Consider the following 15680-nt stretch of genomic DNA (forward strand, 5'->3'; position numbering starts at 1 on the left):
TCGCCACCGTACTTGGACGCCTGGACTGTTGTGATGGCCGCCGTCAGCGTGGTCTTGCCGTGGTCTACGTGACCAATCGTGCCCACATTGACATGCGGCTTTGTGCGTTCGAATTTTTCCTTGGACACAGTGCTACCCCTATACCCGTTACTGTTTCTTGATTACGGCGTCGGCAATGCTGGCCGGCACCTCTGCATATTTACCGAATTCCATGCTGTAGTTGGCGCGACCCTGAGTGGCCGAGCGCAGATCGGTTGCGTAACCGAACATCTCTGACAGTGGAACTTCAGCTCTGATCTGGCGACCGGCAGGTGCATCATCCATACCCTGCACGATTCCGCGACGACTGTTGAGATCACCCATGACATCACCCATGTATTCCTCAGGTGTTGTAACCTCAACTTTCATGACTGGCTCCAGCAGTACCGGCTTGGCTCTCGCCGCACCCTCTTTGAAGCACATAGAACCTGCAATCTTAAAGGCCATTTCGCTTGAGTCGACATCATGGTAAGAACCATCGTAAAGCGTGACCTTGACATCCACCACCGGGTAACCGGCGATAACACCGTTACCCATGGCTTCCTGAATACCTTTATCTACAGCCGGAATGTACTCACGCGGCACCACACCACCAACGATCTGGTTGACGAATTCATAACCTTCACCAGCCTCTTGCGGCTCGATTTTCAGGTAGACATGACCAAACTGACCACGACCACCGGACTGACGTACAAACTTGCCTTCCTGCTCGATGGATCTGCGGATGGTTTCGCGATAGGCCACCTGAGGCGCACCAACATTCGCTTCAACCTTGAACTCGCGACGCATACGATCGACGATAATGTCGAGATGCAGCTCACCCATACCGGAGATAATGGTTTGACCAGACTCTTCGTCTGAGCTGACGCGGAAAGAGGGATCTTCCTGAGCCAGCTTGGAGAGTGCGATACCCATCTTCTCCTGGTCACTTTTTGTTTTCGGCTCAACCGCAACAGAGATAACCGGCTCAGGGAACTCCATACGCTCCAGCGTAATTGGCTTGTCTAGGGCGCAGAGGGTATCACCGGTAGTGACGTCTTTCAGACCTACCGCAGCGGCGATATCACCAGCCAGCACTTCCTTGATCTCTTCACGAGAGTTGGAGTGCATCTGCAGAATACGACCGACACGCTCTTTCTTACCCTTAACCGGGTTATAGACGTGGTCACCAGATTTCAGTACACCCGAATAGGCTCTGAAAAAGGTAAGCGTTCCAACAAAGGGGTCGGTGGCTATCTTGAAAGCCAATGCAGAGAAAGGTGCGCTATCATCTGAAGGACGCTCTTCTTCAGTACCTTCAGCATCATCAAGAATACCGGTAATCGCAGGCACATCCACAGGTGACGGCATCAGCTCGATGATCTTGTCGAGAACGGCCTGAACACCTTTGTTCTTGAAAGCTGATCCACAGGTCACCGGAATGATCTCCAGCTTCAGGGTACGGATTCTCAAGCCCTCAAGGATCTCCTCTTCAGAGAGGTCACCCTCTTCGAGGTACTTTTCCATCAGCTCATCATTACCTTCCGCAGCAGCCTCGACCATGTGCTCGCGCCACTCGTTACAGGTATCTTGCAAATCAGCAGGGATATCGACGTATTCAAACTCTACGCCCATATTCTCCTCGCTCCACACGACCGACTTCATCTTCACCAGATCGATCAGACCTTTGAAGCCCTCTTCCGCACCCACCGGCACCTGAATCGGCACGGCGTTGGCGCCCAGGCGCTCTTTCAGCTGCTCAACCACACGGAAGAAATCAGCACCCATGCGGTCCATCTTGTTGACGAAGGCCATGCGAGGAACATTGTATTTATTGGCTTGACGCCAGACAGTCTCGGACTGAGGTTCAACACCGCCAACAGCGCAGAGTACGAATACCGCGCCGTCGAGCACACGCAGGGAACGCTCCACCTCAATGGTGAAGTCCACGTGTCCGGGGGTGTCGATAATATTGAAACGATGCTCAGGGAATTGCTGAGCCATACCGCTCCAGAAACAGGTCGTGGCAGCCGAGGTAATGGTGATACCGCGCTCTTGCTCCTGCTCCATCCAGTCCATGGTAGCTGCACCATCGTGCACCTCACCAATCTTGTGGGAGACACCAGTATAGTAGAGCACACGCTCAGTTGTCGTCGTCTTACCAGCATCGATATGCGCCATGATACCGATATTGCGATAGCGCTCGATAGGAGTTTTCCGTGCCACGTTACAAACCTGTTTTTAAAGAGCTAAAAAGTTAAGGGTTAAACGACCGCTTACCAGCGATAGTGTGAGAATGCCTTGTTGGCCTCCGCCATACGATGCGTATCATCCTTCTTCTTGACGGCCGCACCTTTGTTTTCCGACGCGTCGAGCAACTCACCAGCCAGGCGATAAGCCATCGACTTCTCGCTGCGCTTGCGGGATGCTTCAATCAACCAACGCATTGCCAGAGAGTTACGGCGGTTAGGACGAACCTCCACAGGCACCTGGTAGGTAGCGCCACCAACACGGCGGGACTTTACCTCGACCAGCGGACGGACATTCTCAAGTGCCGTCTCGAGCAGCTCCAACGGCGCACCGCCACGCTTCTCTACCACGCTGTCCAACGCACCGTATAGAATCTTTTCGGCGACTGACTTCTTACCGTCCTGCATCACCATATTGATGAATTTGGCCAGTAGCTCACTCCCGTACTTGGGATCCGGCAGGGCTTCACGCCGTGCTGCAACTCGTCTTCTTGGCATTGCTCTATCTCAAACCTGTTGAATATGTTAGATCCGCAGACCTTAGCCTTTTGGCCGCTTCGCGCCGTACTTGGAGCGACCCTGACGCCGCTTCTCAACACCGGAGGTATCGAGACTACCGCGCACTACGTGATAGCGAACACCTGGCAAGTCCTTGACACGACCACCACGAATCAACACCACAGAGTGCTCCTGCAGGTTATGCCCCTCACCACCAATGTAGCTTGAGACTTCGTAGCCGTTGGTCAGTCTGACACGAGCCACCTTACGCAGCGCCGAGTTCGGCTTCTTAGGCGTCGTGGTATAGACACGTGTACACACACCGCGGCGTTGTGGGCAGGCCTCCAGCGCCGGTACGTTACTCTTCTGGACTTTTCTCTTTCTGGGCTTACGCACCAGCTGGTTGATTGTCGCCATCTATTCCGTCTCCAGGGACGTCATCTTTGCTATTTTGCATAAAAAAAACCGGAGAACATTTCCCCTTGCCACCTTATATAAGCAGCACCCGGGCTTCATACATTCTCAGGTTTGAATAACTTTACTCAACAACACCTTAAAAGGGGCTTTGAGTATCAGAAACGACAGGCCGGCAAGGGCCGGCCTGTCCTAAGGAGCGCGCATTCTATGCCCACTCACCCCCCATGTCAAGGAGTATGTAATATCACCTACACAACACCTATTCAGACTCCGGGGTGTTGAGCGCCTCTTTGAACGCCTGTTCGACCTCTTCCACTACCAGCTCGTTCTTGGCATCGGCTTCAGCGGTCTCCTCGTGGCGTCTGCGGCGGCGCTCATTGTGGTACGAAAGACCGGTACCGGACGGTATCAGACGCCCGACAATCACGTTCTCTTTCAGACCGTTGAGTCGATCGCCCAGGCCTCTCACAGCCGCTTCAGTCAGAACCCTGGTGGTCTCCTGGAAGGAGGCCGCCGAGATGAACGACTCGGTCGCCAGCGAGGCCTTGGTGATACCCAGCAGCAGCGGATCGTAGAGTGCCGGGTGCTTGCTTTCGGCACGTAGCGCCTCGGCCTCTTCCAATAGCATCGAGCGCTCCACCTGCTCGCCCTTGAGGAAGCGGCTGTCGCCGGAAGCGGAGACTTCAACCTTACGCAGCATCTGGCGTATGATCACCTCGATGTGCTTGTCGTTGATCTTTACACCCTGCAGACGGTAGACGTCCTGAATCTCTTTCACCAGGTACTCCGCCAGATCGGTAACACCTTTCAGGCGCAGAATGTCATGGGGGTTGAGCTCACCATCGGAGATGACCTCCCCTTTCACCACCTGCTCACCCTCAAACACGTTGACGTGGCGCCATTTGGGAATCAGCTCCTCGTGCTGCTCACCATCCGGATCGGTGATGATCAGACGCTGCTTACCTTTGGTGTCCTTACCGAAGCTGACGGTACCGGTCGCCTCCGCCAGAATCGCCGGATCTTTCGGCTTACGCGCCTCAAACAGATCGGCAACCCGGGGCAGACCACCGGTGATATCACGGGTCTTGGATGACTCCTGCGGGATACGGGCGAGAATATCACCCACGCCGACATTCGCCCCATCCTGTACGTTAACCACCGCATTCGCCGGCAGATAGTAGTGGGCGGGGATGTCGGTACCTGCGATATTCAGGTCTTTCTCCTTATCGTCCACCAGTTTCACCATTGGACGAATATCCTTACCCGCCGCCGGACGCTGTTTGGGATCGATGACCTCCAGGGAACTCAGACCGGTAACCTCGTCGGTTTTCTTCTGTACGGTGACACCGTCAACAAAGTCGACAAAGCGCAGCACGCCCTCCACCTCGGTAACAACCGGATGGGTGTGGGGATCCCAGTTGGCCACAATCTGGCCGCCATCGACTGCGGTACCGTCTTCCACCTGCAGGGTGGCACCGTAAGGCACCTTGTAGCGCTCGCGTTCACGACCGACCTCATCGACGATGGTCAGCTCACCGGAACGGGAGGTGGCCACCAGATGACCACTCGAGTGCTTCACGGTTTTGATGTTGTGCAGACGTACCATACCGGCCGCCTTCACCTGAATGTTATTGACCGCAGCCGAACGGGATGCAGCACCACCGATATGGAAGGTACGCATGGTCAGCTGAGTGCCGGGCTCACCGATCGACTGAGCGGCGATAACGCCGACAGACTCGCCCATGTTCACCTGGTGACCACGGGCCAGGTCACGGCCGTAACATTTGCCGCAGACACCAACTTTGGCATTACAGGTGATCGCCGAGCGAACCACCACCTGGTCGACACCTGCGGTCTCCAGCTTGTCCATCCACTTTTCATCCAGCAGCACACCAGCCTCGCAGACCACTTCATCACCGCCTGGCGCGTACACTGCCTCGGCGGTGACACGTCCCAGTATCCGCTCTCTCAGGGGCTCGACCACGTCGCCACCCTCGATGATCGGCTGCATCAGCAGCCCCTCTTCGGTACCGCAGTCCTCTTCAAGCACCACCATATCCTGGGCCACGTCAACCAATCGACGGGTCAGATAACCGGAGTTGGCGGTCTTCAGTGCGGTATCCGCCAGACCTTTACGTGCACCATGGGTCGAGATGAAGTACTGCAGAACGTCCAGACCTTCACGGAAGTTCGCTGTGATTGGGGTCTCGATGATGGAGCCGTCGGGTTTCGCCATCAGGCCACGCATACCGGCCAGCTGTCTGATCTGGGCCGCGGAACCACGAGCACCGGAATCGGCCATCATGTAGACCGAGTTGAAAGAGTCCTGTTCGACCTCATTACCTTCCCGGTCGACCACCATCTCCTTACCCAGTTTGCCCATCATCGCCTTGGCCACCTGGTCATTGGTGTGGGACCAGATATCAACCACCTTGTTGTAGCGCTCACCGTTGGTTACCAGACCGGAGGTGTACTGACTCTCGATCTCTTTGACTTCCGACTCGGCGGAAGCAAGGATTTCGCTCTTCTCTTCCGGCACCACCATGTCGTTGGAGCAGAAGGAGACAGCCGCCTTGGTGGCGTAGCGAAAACCCATGTACATCAGCTGGTCGGCAAAGATAACCGTATCTTTCAGACCGAGCTGGCGATAACAGGCATTGATCAGATTCGAGATCTGCTTCTTACCCATCGCCTGATCGACCAGGTTGAAGGGCAGTCCGGCAGGCACAATGCTGTAGACCAGGGTACGGCCAATCGTGGTGTCGATGACCCGGGTCTCCTCGGAGAGGTTGCCATCGTCGTCCAGCACGGTCTCTTTCATCCGCACCTTGACCCGAGCCTGCAGATCGGCAAAACCCGCCTCATAGGCACGCTTCGCTTCAGCCACGTCGGCAAACACCATGCCCTCTCCCTTGGCATTGATACGCTCACGGGTCATGAAATAGAGACCCAGTACCACGTCCTGTGAAGGTACGATGATCGGATCACCATTCGCCGGCGAGAGAATGTTGTTAGTGGCCATCATCAGGCTGCGCGCTTCCAGCTGGGCTTCCAGCGACAGAGGCACGTGAACGGCCATCTGATCACCGTCGAAGTCGGCGTTGAATGCGGTACAGACCAGCGGATGGAGCTGAATCGCCTTACCTTCGATCAGTACCGGCTCAAATGCCTGGATACCGAGTCTGTGCAGGGTTGGCGCACGATTCAGCATCACCGGATGTTCGCGGATAACCTCTTCGAGGATATCCCAGACCTCACCTGATCCACGTTCGACCAGCTTCTTCGCGGCTTTGATGGTGGTCGCCAGACCACGCAGCTGCAGTTTGCTGAAGATGAACGGCTTGAACAGCTCCAGTGCCATACGTTTCGGCAGACCACACTGATGCAGTTTGAGGGTCGGACCCACCACGATGACCGAACGACCGGAGTAGTCGACACGCTTACCCAACAGATTCTGCCGGAAACGACCCTGCTTACCCTTGATCATATCGGCCAGGGATTTCAGCGGACGTCGGTTGGTGCCGGTGATGGCGCGACCACGACGACCGTTGTCGAGCAGCGCATCCACAGACTCCTGCAGCATACGCTTTTCGTTGCGCACGATGATATCCGGCGCATTCAGGTCGAGCAGACGCTTCAGACGATTGTTACGGTTGATCACCCGACGATAGAGATCGTTCAGGTCGGAAGTGGCGAAACGGCCACCATCCAGAGGTACCAGGGGACGCAGCTCCGGGGGCAGTACCGGCAGAACGGTCATCACCATCCACTCAGGACGGTTACCCGACTCCTGCAGGGACTCCAGCAGCTTCAGCCGCTTGGTGAATTTCTTGATCTTGGTCTCTGAGTTGGTAGCGTCGATCTCTTCGCGCAGTCGCTTGATCTCTTCCGGAATATCGATGGTCTTCAGCAGTTCATAGACCGCTTCGGCACCCATCCGCGCATCGAACTCGTCACCATTCTCTTCGATGGCCTCCAGATACTGTTCGTCGGTCAGCAGCTGACCGCGCTCCAGCGGTGTCATGCCCGGATCGACCACCACGAAGGATTCGAAATAGAGCACACGCTCGATATCCCGCAGAGTCATGTCCATCAACAGACCGATCCGCGATGGCAGGGACTTGAGGAACCAGATGTGGGCAACCGGGCTGGCCAGTTCGATGTGGCCCATACGCTCACGACGCACTTTCGCCAGGGTAACCTCAACGCCACACTTCTCACACACCACACCGCGGTGCTTGAGGCGCTTGTATTTACCGCACAGACACTCGTAGTCACTCACCGGACCAAAGATCTTGGCGCAGAACAGGCCATCCCGTTCCGGTTTGAAGGTACGGTAGTTGATGGTCTCCGGTTTCTTCACTTCGCCGTAGGACCAGGAACGGATCATGTCCGGTGACGCCAAACCGATGCGGATCGCATCGAAGTCTTCAGTCTGACCCTGCTGCTTAAGAATATTCAGTAGATCTTTCAAGATCGTCTCTCCTGCATTCAGTTACTGACCTGAGCCAGTACTTCAGTCCTGTTCCAGTTCAATGTTGATCGCCAGAGATCGGATCTCTTTGACCAGTACGTTGAACGACTCGGGCATGCCTGCTTCCATCTGATGGTTACCATCAACGATGTTCTTGTACATGCGGGTACGGCCATTGACATCATCCGACTTGACCGTGAGCATCTCCTGCAAGGTATAGGCGGCACCATAGGCCTCCAATGCCCAGACCTCCATCTCACCGAAGCGCTGACCACCGAACTGCGCCTTACCACCCAGCGGCTGCTGAGTAACCAGGCTGTAGGGACCGGTTGAACGGGCGTGCATCTTGTCATCAACCAGATGGTTGAGTTTCAGCATGTACATATAGCCCACGGTGACCTCACGTTCGAAGGAGTCACCGGTGCGCCCGTCAAACAGTTTGCACTGACCGCTCTCCGGCAGACCCGCCAGTTTCAACATCGCTTTGACTTCGCTCTCATGGGCACCATCGAATACCGGTGTCGCCATCGGCACACCCTTCTTCAGGTTCATGCACATGGAGACCACCTCTTCGTCGGTAAAGGAGTCGATATCCTCTTTTTTACCGCTGGTGTTATAGACCTTGTCGAGGAACTTGCGCAGTTCCGTCATTTTGCTCTGCGCCTCAAGCATCGCACCGATACGGCGTCCAACGCCCTTGGCGGCAAAACCCAGATGGGTCTCCAGTACCTGCCCGACGTTCATACGTGAAGGTACACCGAGCGGGTTGAGTACGATATCCACCGGTTCGCCATGCTCATCGAAAGGCATATCCTCAACCGGCACGATGGTGGAGATAACACCCTTGTTACCATGACGACCCGCCATCTTATCGCCAGGCTGGATGCGACGTTTCACTGCCACATAGACCTTGACCATCTTCAGCACGCCAGGCGCCAGATCGTCTCCGGCGGTCAGTTTACGTTTCTTCTCTTCGAACTTGTCGCGGAAGGTTTCACGCTGGGCTCTGATCTGCTCGGCAATTGCCTCCAGCTGTGCTGCAGACTCTTCATTGCGCAGACGGATCTCCAGCCACTTATCCCGCTCCAGCTCCGCAAGATAGGATTTGGTGACTTTGGTGCCCGCCTTGATCTGACTGGGACCGCCATCGACCACCTTGCCGATCAGCATCTTTTCCACACGCTGGAAGGTGTCGTCTTCCATGATACGCAGCTGATCGTCCAGATCCTTGCGTACCCGGTCCAGCTCCACCTGCTCGATCTGCAGGGCGCGGGCATCTTTCTCGACGCCATCACGGGTAAAGACCTGTACGTCGATCACGGTACCGACCATACCCGAGGAGACCCGCAGGGAAGTGTCTTTCACATCAGACGCCTTCTCACCGAAGATCGCTCTGAGCAGTTTCTCTTCCGGGGTCAGCTGTGACTCACCCTTGGGAGTGACCTTACCCACCAGGATGTCGCCTTCGCGCACCTCGGCACCGATATAGATGATGCCCGACTCGTCCAGTTTGGAGAGAGCGGCTTCACCCACATTCGGGATATCGCCGGTGATCTCTTCAGGACCCAGCTTGGTATCCCGAGCCATACAGGTCATCTCTTCGATGTGGATCGAGGTGAAACGATCCTCCTGCACGACACGTTCGGAGATGAGGATGGAATCCTCGAAGTTGTAACCGTTCCAGGGCATGAACGCGACCCGCAGGTTCTGTCCCAGGGCCAGCTCACCCAGATCGGTGGAGGGACCGTCGGCCAGTACATCGCCACGGGCAATCACATCATCCACATTCACCAGCGGACGCTGGTTGATGCAGGTATTCTGGTTGGAGCGGGTGTATTTGGTCAGATTGTAGATATCCACACCGGGTTCGCCCGCTTCAGTCTCATCATCGTTGACCCGCACCACGATACGCGCCGCGTCGACCGATTCGATCACGCCGCCACGCTTGGCCACTACGGTGACACCGGAGTCAACCGCCACGACACGCTCGATGCCGGTACCCACCAATGGTTTTTCAGCACGCAGTACCGGCACTGCCTGACGCTGCATGTTGGAGCCCATCAACGCGCGGTTCGCATCATCGTGCTCGAGGAAGGGGATCAGGGAGGCCGCAACCGAGACGATCTGTTTCGGTGACACGTCTATATACTGCACCTTGTCCGGCGAGGAGAGGGTGAACTCATTCTGGAAACGTGATGAGACCAGCTCATCCGCCAGGTATCCTTTCTCATCCAGTGAGGCATTTGCCTGGGCAATGACATAGCGCCCCTCTTCAATGGCAGAGAGATAATCGATCTGATCGGTTACCTTGCCATCGTTCACTTTACGGTATGGGGTTTCGAGAAAGCCGAAACGGTTGGTTCTCGAATAGACCGCCAGAGAGTTGATCAAACCGATGTTCGGCCCTTCAGGGGTCTCGATCGGGCAGACACGACCGTAGTGGGTCGGATGGACGTCACGCACTTCAAAGCCGGCACGCTCACGGGCCAGACCGCCCGGGCCGAGAGCTGAAACCCGGCGTTTGTGGGTAACCTCTGAAAGCGGGTTGTTCTGATCCATGAACTGGGACAGCTGACTGGAGCCGAAAAACTCCTTGATGGCAGCCGATACCGGTTTCGCGTTGATCATCTCCTGTGGCATCAGGCCTTCGGATTCCGCCTGAGTCAGACGCTCTTTAACGGCACGTTCGACACGCACCAGACCGACCCGGAACTGGTTCTCCGCCATCTCACCGACACAGCGGATACGACGGTTACCCAGGTGATCGATATCGTCCACCACACCGTTACCGTTACGGATGTTGATCAATTCGTTGAGCACATCGACGATGTCCTCTTTGGAGAGCACGCCTTCACCGGTCTCATCATCACGACTCAGACGACGGTTGAATTTCATCCGCCCAACCGCAGAGAGATCGTATCTTTCCGCCGTGAAGAACAGATTGTTGAACAGATTCTGCGCGGCCTCTTTGGTTGGCGGCTCACCAGGACGCATCATTCTGTAGATCTCGACCTGGGCTTCAAGCTCATTGGTGGTCGGATCGATACGCAAGGTTTCCGATACGAAGGGGCCGTGATCCAGATCGTTGGTGAACAGGGTCTCCAGCTTCTTCACACCGTTCTCGATCAACTTCTCGAAAATCTCTTCGGTGATCTCGGAGTTGGCTTCAGCGACCAGCTCACCGGTCTCTTTGTCCACCACGTTGTGCGCCAGCACCTTGCCATAGACAAACTCACGCGGTACGTCGAGTTTGTTGACACCTGCCTTTTCCAGCTCACGAATATGGCGGGCGGTGATGCGTCGACCGGTTTCGACAAGTACCTTGTCGCCGGTTTTGATATCGAAACTGACTGTCTCGCCACGCAGCCTTTCCGGCACCAGATCCAGCTTCAGGGTGCGCTTGGTCAGAGTGAAGCGGTCGGTCTCGAAGAACATACTGAGGATTTCTTCGGTTTCGTAACCCAGGGCGCGCAGCAGAATGGTGGCCGGCAGCTTGCGACGACGGTCGATACGTACGAAGACGTTGTCTTTCGGATCGAACTCGAAATCGAGCCAAGAACCACGATAGGGAATCACCCGGGCAGAGAACAGCAGCTTACCCGATGAGTGTGTCTTTCCCCGGTCATGATCGAAGAACACACCAGGTGAACGGTGCAGCTGGGAGACGATAACCCGCTCGGTACCATTGATCACGAAGGTACCGGTATCGGTCATCAGGGGCAGTTCCCCCATATAGACTTCCTGCTCACGGATATCCTTGACCACTTTGGAGCCCGCCGGCGCCTCTTTGTCATAGATGACCAGGCGAACCAATACACGCAGAGGCGCGGCGTAGGTGGTACCACGCAGCTGACACTCCCTGACGTCGAATACAGGCTCACCAAGCTTGTAGTTCACATATTCGAGAACGGCGTTGCCGGAATAACTCGTTATCGGCATTACCGACTTGAATGCGGCATGCAACCCGAGTTCCTGGCGATCATCGGATGCCACACCGTCCTGAAGAAAGCTCCGATAGGAGTCAATCTGTGTTGCAAGTAAAAACGGAACATCCAGAATACTGGGTCGTTTACCGAAGTCTTTACGGATTCGCTTCTTTTCGGTGAAAGAATAGGCCATGCTGCCATCCCTCAGTGTCTTAGGCTTGGTGGTTGCGATGAGGACCGGGCAAACCGCCCCGAAATCACCATCGCTTCAAACTGTCTCCTGACTTATTGGCTCAGGGAACCTGCTTTAGAGAGCTACCGATCCAGTTTAAGCTCTGAACCGCTCTTATAAAGCACATTGTGCAAGCGGGAAAAGGCCGGTGGCATTACGCCACCAGCCTCAACCGCGCTTGTCTACAGACGATCGAGACGAGAATCTTATTTGATCTCGGCTTTAGCGCCCGCCTCTTCAAGCTGCTTCTTGGCCTCTTCGGCCTCTTCCTTGCTGACGCCTTCCTTCAAGGTGGAAGGTGCGCCTTCTACAGCTTCTTTTGCCTCTTTGAGGCCAAGACCGGTCATGCCGCGAACTGCTTTGATGACAGCAATCTTGTTGCCGCCGATCTCGGCCAGTACCACGTCGAATTCGGTCTTCTCTTCAGCGGCGGCTGCATCACCACCAGCGGCGGCTGCAGGTGCAGCGGCCACAGCGGCAGCTGCGGATACGCCAAACTTCTCTTCCATTGCCTCGATCAGACCGACAACGTCCATCACGGACATTTCGGCAATTGCGTCGAGAATCTCTTCTTTAGAAACGGCCATTGTTTAACTCCTGAAAAAATTTTGTACGATAACTTTGTGTTTGATAAAGCCGATCAGGCCGCCTCTTTGGCGTCCTTGATCGCTGCCACAGTCCGGACCAGCTTGCCAGGTACCTCGTTGACGGTACGGGCCAGTTTCTCGATCGGCGCCTTCATGACCGCCATCAGCAAGCTGATAGCCTGGTCGTAAGTCGGCATCTTGGCCAGCGTATCGATATCACTCGGGGCAAGCATTTTGCCGCCGATGGATACCATCTTGACCTCGAGAAGCTTATGCTCCTTGGCAAAGTCCTTAATGACACGTGCAGCGGAACCCGGGTCTTCCTGCGAGAAGGCCAGGATCAACGGACCCGTCAATCCTTCCTGCATACAGGCAAAATCCGTATCCTCTACGGCACGCTTGGCCAGGGTGTTTCTGACTACCCGCAGGTAGACACCATTGTTACGCGCATCACGACGCAACAGGGTCATCTGCTCAACAGTCAGGCCACGGTATTCAGCTGCAACAGCTGACAGTGCACTACTGGCCACATCATTGACTTCGGCAACGATGGCTTTCTTTTGCTCAATATTGAGTGCCAAAGTCGTCACCTCCTGATAATGGGGAAATATCACATTTCCCAATACACACTACACGACACCTAAGTGTCGCAACCTAACGCACGCCATCACCAGGTTAATTCCTGATTGGGGGCGCACCATCTGCGCAGGCAGGATTAAGCATGAAAACCATGCACCTGCGGTCTTTGACAGCACCGGATTTCCGGCACCCCAAAGTTCAAAAAGGGCATCATCACCATCCGGCGTGATGCCCAGTGTTCATACGGTTACAGGCTCAGAGTTGCCTGATCCAAAATCAGACCTGGTCCCATGGTTGAAGAGACAGTTATCTTCTTCAGATAGACGCCCTTGGCTGAACTCGGTTTTGCTTTAACCAGCGCAGCCAACAGGGACTCCAGGTTCTCTTTCAGTTTTTGCGGTTCAAAATCGACTTTGCCGATTGAACAGTGAATGATGCCTGCCTTGTCAGTACGGTAACGCACTTGGCCCGCTTTAGCGTTTTGTACCGCCTCTGCCACATTCGGTGTGACGGTACCCACTTTGGGGTTAGGCATCAGGCCGCGGGGGCCGAGAATCTGTCCCAGCTGACCGACCACACGCATCGCATCGGGAGACGCAATCACTACATCAAAATTCATGTTGCCGGCTTTGATGTCTGCTGCCAGATCTTCAAAACCGATAATATCGGCACCAGCCTCTTTGGCTGCATCAGCATTAGCACCTTGTGCAAATACCGCAACACGTACCGTTTTACCGGTACCATGGGGCAGTACAGAGGCGCCACGCACAACCTGATCGGACTTACGCGCATCAACACCCAGGTTGACACTGACATCCACAGACTCGCCGAATTTTATCGAAGAGACCTCTTTCAACAGGCTGAATGCATCTTCGGCTGCGTGCAGCTTGCCGGGCTCAACCTTCTCACGAATCGCTTTTGCTCGCTTGCTCAACTTAGCCATGATTATTCAACCCCCTCTACTTCCAGCCCCATCTGACGAGCACTACCCGCTATGGTACGTACCGCCGCATCCATATCTGCAGCTGTGAGGTCAGGCATTTTGATGGTCGCAATCTCTTCCAGTTGCTTACGGGTTACCGTACCAACTTTGACTGTATTCGGTGTCGAGCTGCCTTTAGGCAGACCCATGGTCTTCTTCAGCAACACTGAAGCCGGTGGAGTCTTGGTGATAAAACTGAACGAACGATCGTTATAGACCGTGATCACCACTGGAATCGGCAGACCCTTTTCCACACTCTGAGTCTTGGCGTTGAACGCCTTACAGAATTCCATGATATTGACACCGTGCTGACCCAGCGCAGGACCAACCGGTGGACTTGGATTCGCTTCACCAGCCTTCACTTGAAGCTTGATGTAAGCCATTATTTTCTTAGCCATGTTTACCTCTTCTCCGGGTGCTGACGCCATGGGCTCTCACCATGACTCCCCATCAATAGAATAAAACCTCCAACTGCCGATCAAACAGCAATCAGAGGCCCGCTAAATGAAGGACCGTCAGCCCTTCTCTACCTGGCCGAACTCCAGATCCACAGGGGTGGAACGGCCAAAAATCAGTACCGAGACCTTCAAACGACTCTTGTCGTAATCGACCTCTTCGACAACACCGGTAAAGTCGTTGAACGGCCCATCGGTAACCCGAACCACTTCACCCGGCTCGAATAGAATCTTTGGACGAGGCTTCTCAACACCTTCCTGTACACGCTGCAGAATGGCGTTTGCCTCTTTCTCAGAAATCGGCGCCGGACGATCCCCGGTGCCACCGATAAATCCCATAACTTTCGGCACATCTTTCACCAAGTGCCAGGTCTCATCGGTCATCTCCATCTGGACAAGCACATAACCGGGAAAAAACTTCCGCTCACTCTTACGCTGTTGTCCGGCTCTCATCTCTACCACTTCTTCAGTAGGGACCAGAATCTCACCAAATTTATCCTGCATCCCATAACGCTCAACGCGCTCCTTGAGGGAGCGCTGGACCTGGGACTCAAAGCCGGAATAGGCGTGCACAACATACCATCTCATGGTCATCTCACCACTCCCTAACCAGACCCGGTCAAGGCGCGCAATATGGCGCCAAGCATCATGTCAAACAGCCACAGCACGACACCCATGAAGAGCACCATGACAAATACAATCAGCGTGGTCTGCACCGTCTCCTGGCGACTCGGCCAGACGACTTTGCGTACCTCCATCTTGGCGGACGAGGCAAAATCCCACACCGACTTACCCATTGCGGTCTGGTAGGCCAACAACGCTGCCAATCCCATCATCGCCAACAGCCCGAGCACACGCAGCAGCTGTGAATAGGCATCAAGATAGTAAAAGCCGAGAATAGCGCCCACGATTATCCCTACCGCAATAATCAGCTTTACGGTATCGAGACTTGATGCCTCCACCTGGGACTTCGCATTCATAATTTCTGACTGCCGGTTGTTTGGCAGGCCAAGAGGGAATCGAACCCCCAACCTGCGGTTTTGGAGACCGCTGCTCTACCAATTGAGCTATTGGCCTAGAAAATTTTAAAGCGGAGCTGACCACCGGCCAGCCCCGCCGGTCCTGTTATCGATTATTCGATAATTTTGGATACCACGCCGGCACCCACGGTCCGACCGCCTTCACGGATCGCAAAACGCAGACCCTCTTCCATCGCGATCGGCGCAATCAACTTCACAGTCATCTTCACGTTGTCACCCGGCA

13 protein-coding genes and 1 tRNA gene are annotated in these 15680 nt (G+C 55.1%); all 14 read right to left on the reverse strand.

Features of this window, described 5'->3' with window-relative positions; translation table 11 throughout:
• Window positions 1–128: GTP-binding protein (locus AC4IE8_RS11460; RefSeq protein WP_490790263.1), on the reverse strand; the 128-nt coding region annotated here is incomplete at its 3' end.
• A 19-nt stretch (window positions 129–147) separates the two neighbouring features.
• Window positions 148–2244, reverse strand: a complete 2097-nt coding sequence (gene fusA, locus AC4IE8_RS11465; RefSeq protein WP_068989776.1) for an elongation factor G — start codon at window positions 2242–2244, stop codon at window positions 148–150.
• 50 nt (window positions 2245–2294) lie between these two features.
• Window positions 2295–2765: a 30S ribosomal protein S7 gene (gene rpsG, locus AC4IE8_RS11470; RefSeq protein WP_068989775.1), complete on the reverse strand. Its 471-nt coding sequence runs from the start codon at window positions 2763–2765 to the stop codon at window positions 2295–2297.
• A 42-nt stretch (window positions 2766–2807) separates the two neighbouring features.
• Window positions 2808–3182 carry a 30S ribosomal protein S12 gene (gene rpsL / locus AC4IE8_RS11475; RefSeq protein WP_068989772.1) on the reverse strand — a complete coding sequence of 125 codons (375 nt, stop codon included), beginning with the start codon at window positions 3180–3182 and terminating at the stop codon, window positions 2808–2810.
• A gap of 259 nt (window positions 3183–3441) precedes the next feature.
• Entirely contained in the window at window positions 3442–7656 is a 4215-nt protein-coding gene (gene rpoC, locus AC4IE8_RS11480) for a DNA-directed RNA polymerase subunit beta' (protein ID WP_490791059.1), read from the reverse strand.
• Window positions 7657–7698: 42 nt separating this feature from the next.
• Window positions 7699–11775: a DNA-directed RNA polymerase subunit beta gene (gene rpoB, locus AC4IE8_RS11485; protein WP_068989764.1), complete on the reverse strand. Its 4077-nt coding sequence runs from the start codon at window positions 11773–11775 to the stop codon at window positions 7699–7701.
• A gap of 245 nt (window positions 11776–12020) precedes the next feature.
• On the reverse strand, window positions 12021–12401 hold the full coding sequence (gene rplL, locus AC4IE8_RS11490) for a 50S ribosomal protein L7/L12 (protein ID WP_068989761.1): 381 nt from the start codon (window positions 12399–12401) through the stop codon (window positions 12021–12023).
• A 53-nt stretch (window positions 12402–12454) separates the two neighbouring features.
• Entirely contained in the window at window positions 12455–12982 is a 528-nt protein-coding gene (rplJ, locus tag AC4IE8_RS11495; protein ID WP_068989759.1) for a 50S ribosomal protein L10, read from the reverse strand.
• Window positions 12983–13227: 245 nt separating this feature from the next.
• Window positions 13228–13923: a 50S ribosomal protein L1 gene (rplA, locus tag AC4IE8_RS11500; protein ID WP_068989756.1), complete on the reverse strand. Its 696-nt coding sequence runs from the start codon at window positions 13921–13923 to the stop codon at window positions 13228–13230.
• Window positions 13924–13925: 2 nt separating this feature from the next.
• Window positions 13926–14360, reverse strand: a complete 435-nt coding sequence (gene rplK / locus AC4IE8_RS11505) for a 50S ribosomal protein L11 (RefSeq protein ID WP_068989753.1) — start codon at window positions 14358–14360, stop codon at window positions 13926–13928.
• A 117-nt stretch (window positions 14361–14477) separates the two neighbouring features.
• On the reverse strand, window positions 14478–15011 hold the full coding sequence (gene nusG, locus AC4IE8_RS11510; RefSeq protein WP_068989750.1) for a transcription termination/antitermination protein NusG: 534 nt from the start codon (window positions 15009–15011) through the stop codon (window positions 14478–14480).
• A gap of 11 nt (window positions 15012–15022) precedes the next feature.
• Complete coding sequence (gene secE / locus AC4IE8_RS11515; protein ID WP_068989745.1) at window positions 15023–15397, reverse strand: preprotein translocase subunit SecE; 375 nt, start codon at window positions 15395–15397, stop codon at window positions 15023–15025.
• 21 nt (window positions 15398–15418) lie between these two features.
• Window positions 15419–15494: transfer RNA gene (locus tag AC4IE8_RS11520), tRNA-Trp, on the reverse strand.
• Window positions 15495–15549: 55 nt separating this feature from the next.
• Window positions 15550–15680, reverse strand: a 131-nt coding sequence (locus AC4IE8_RS11525; protein ID WP_490790729.1) for an EF-Tu C-terminal domain-related protein, incomplete at its 5' end; no start/stop codon positions are given.

Source organism: Candidatus Thiodiazotropha sp. AKAK2, assembly GCF_058244685.1.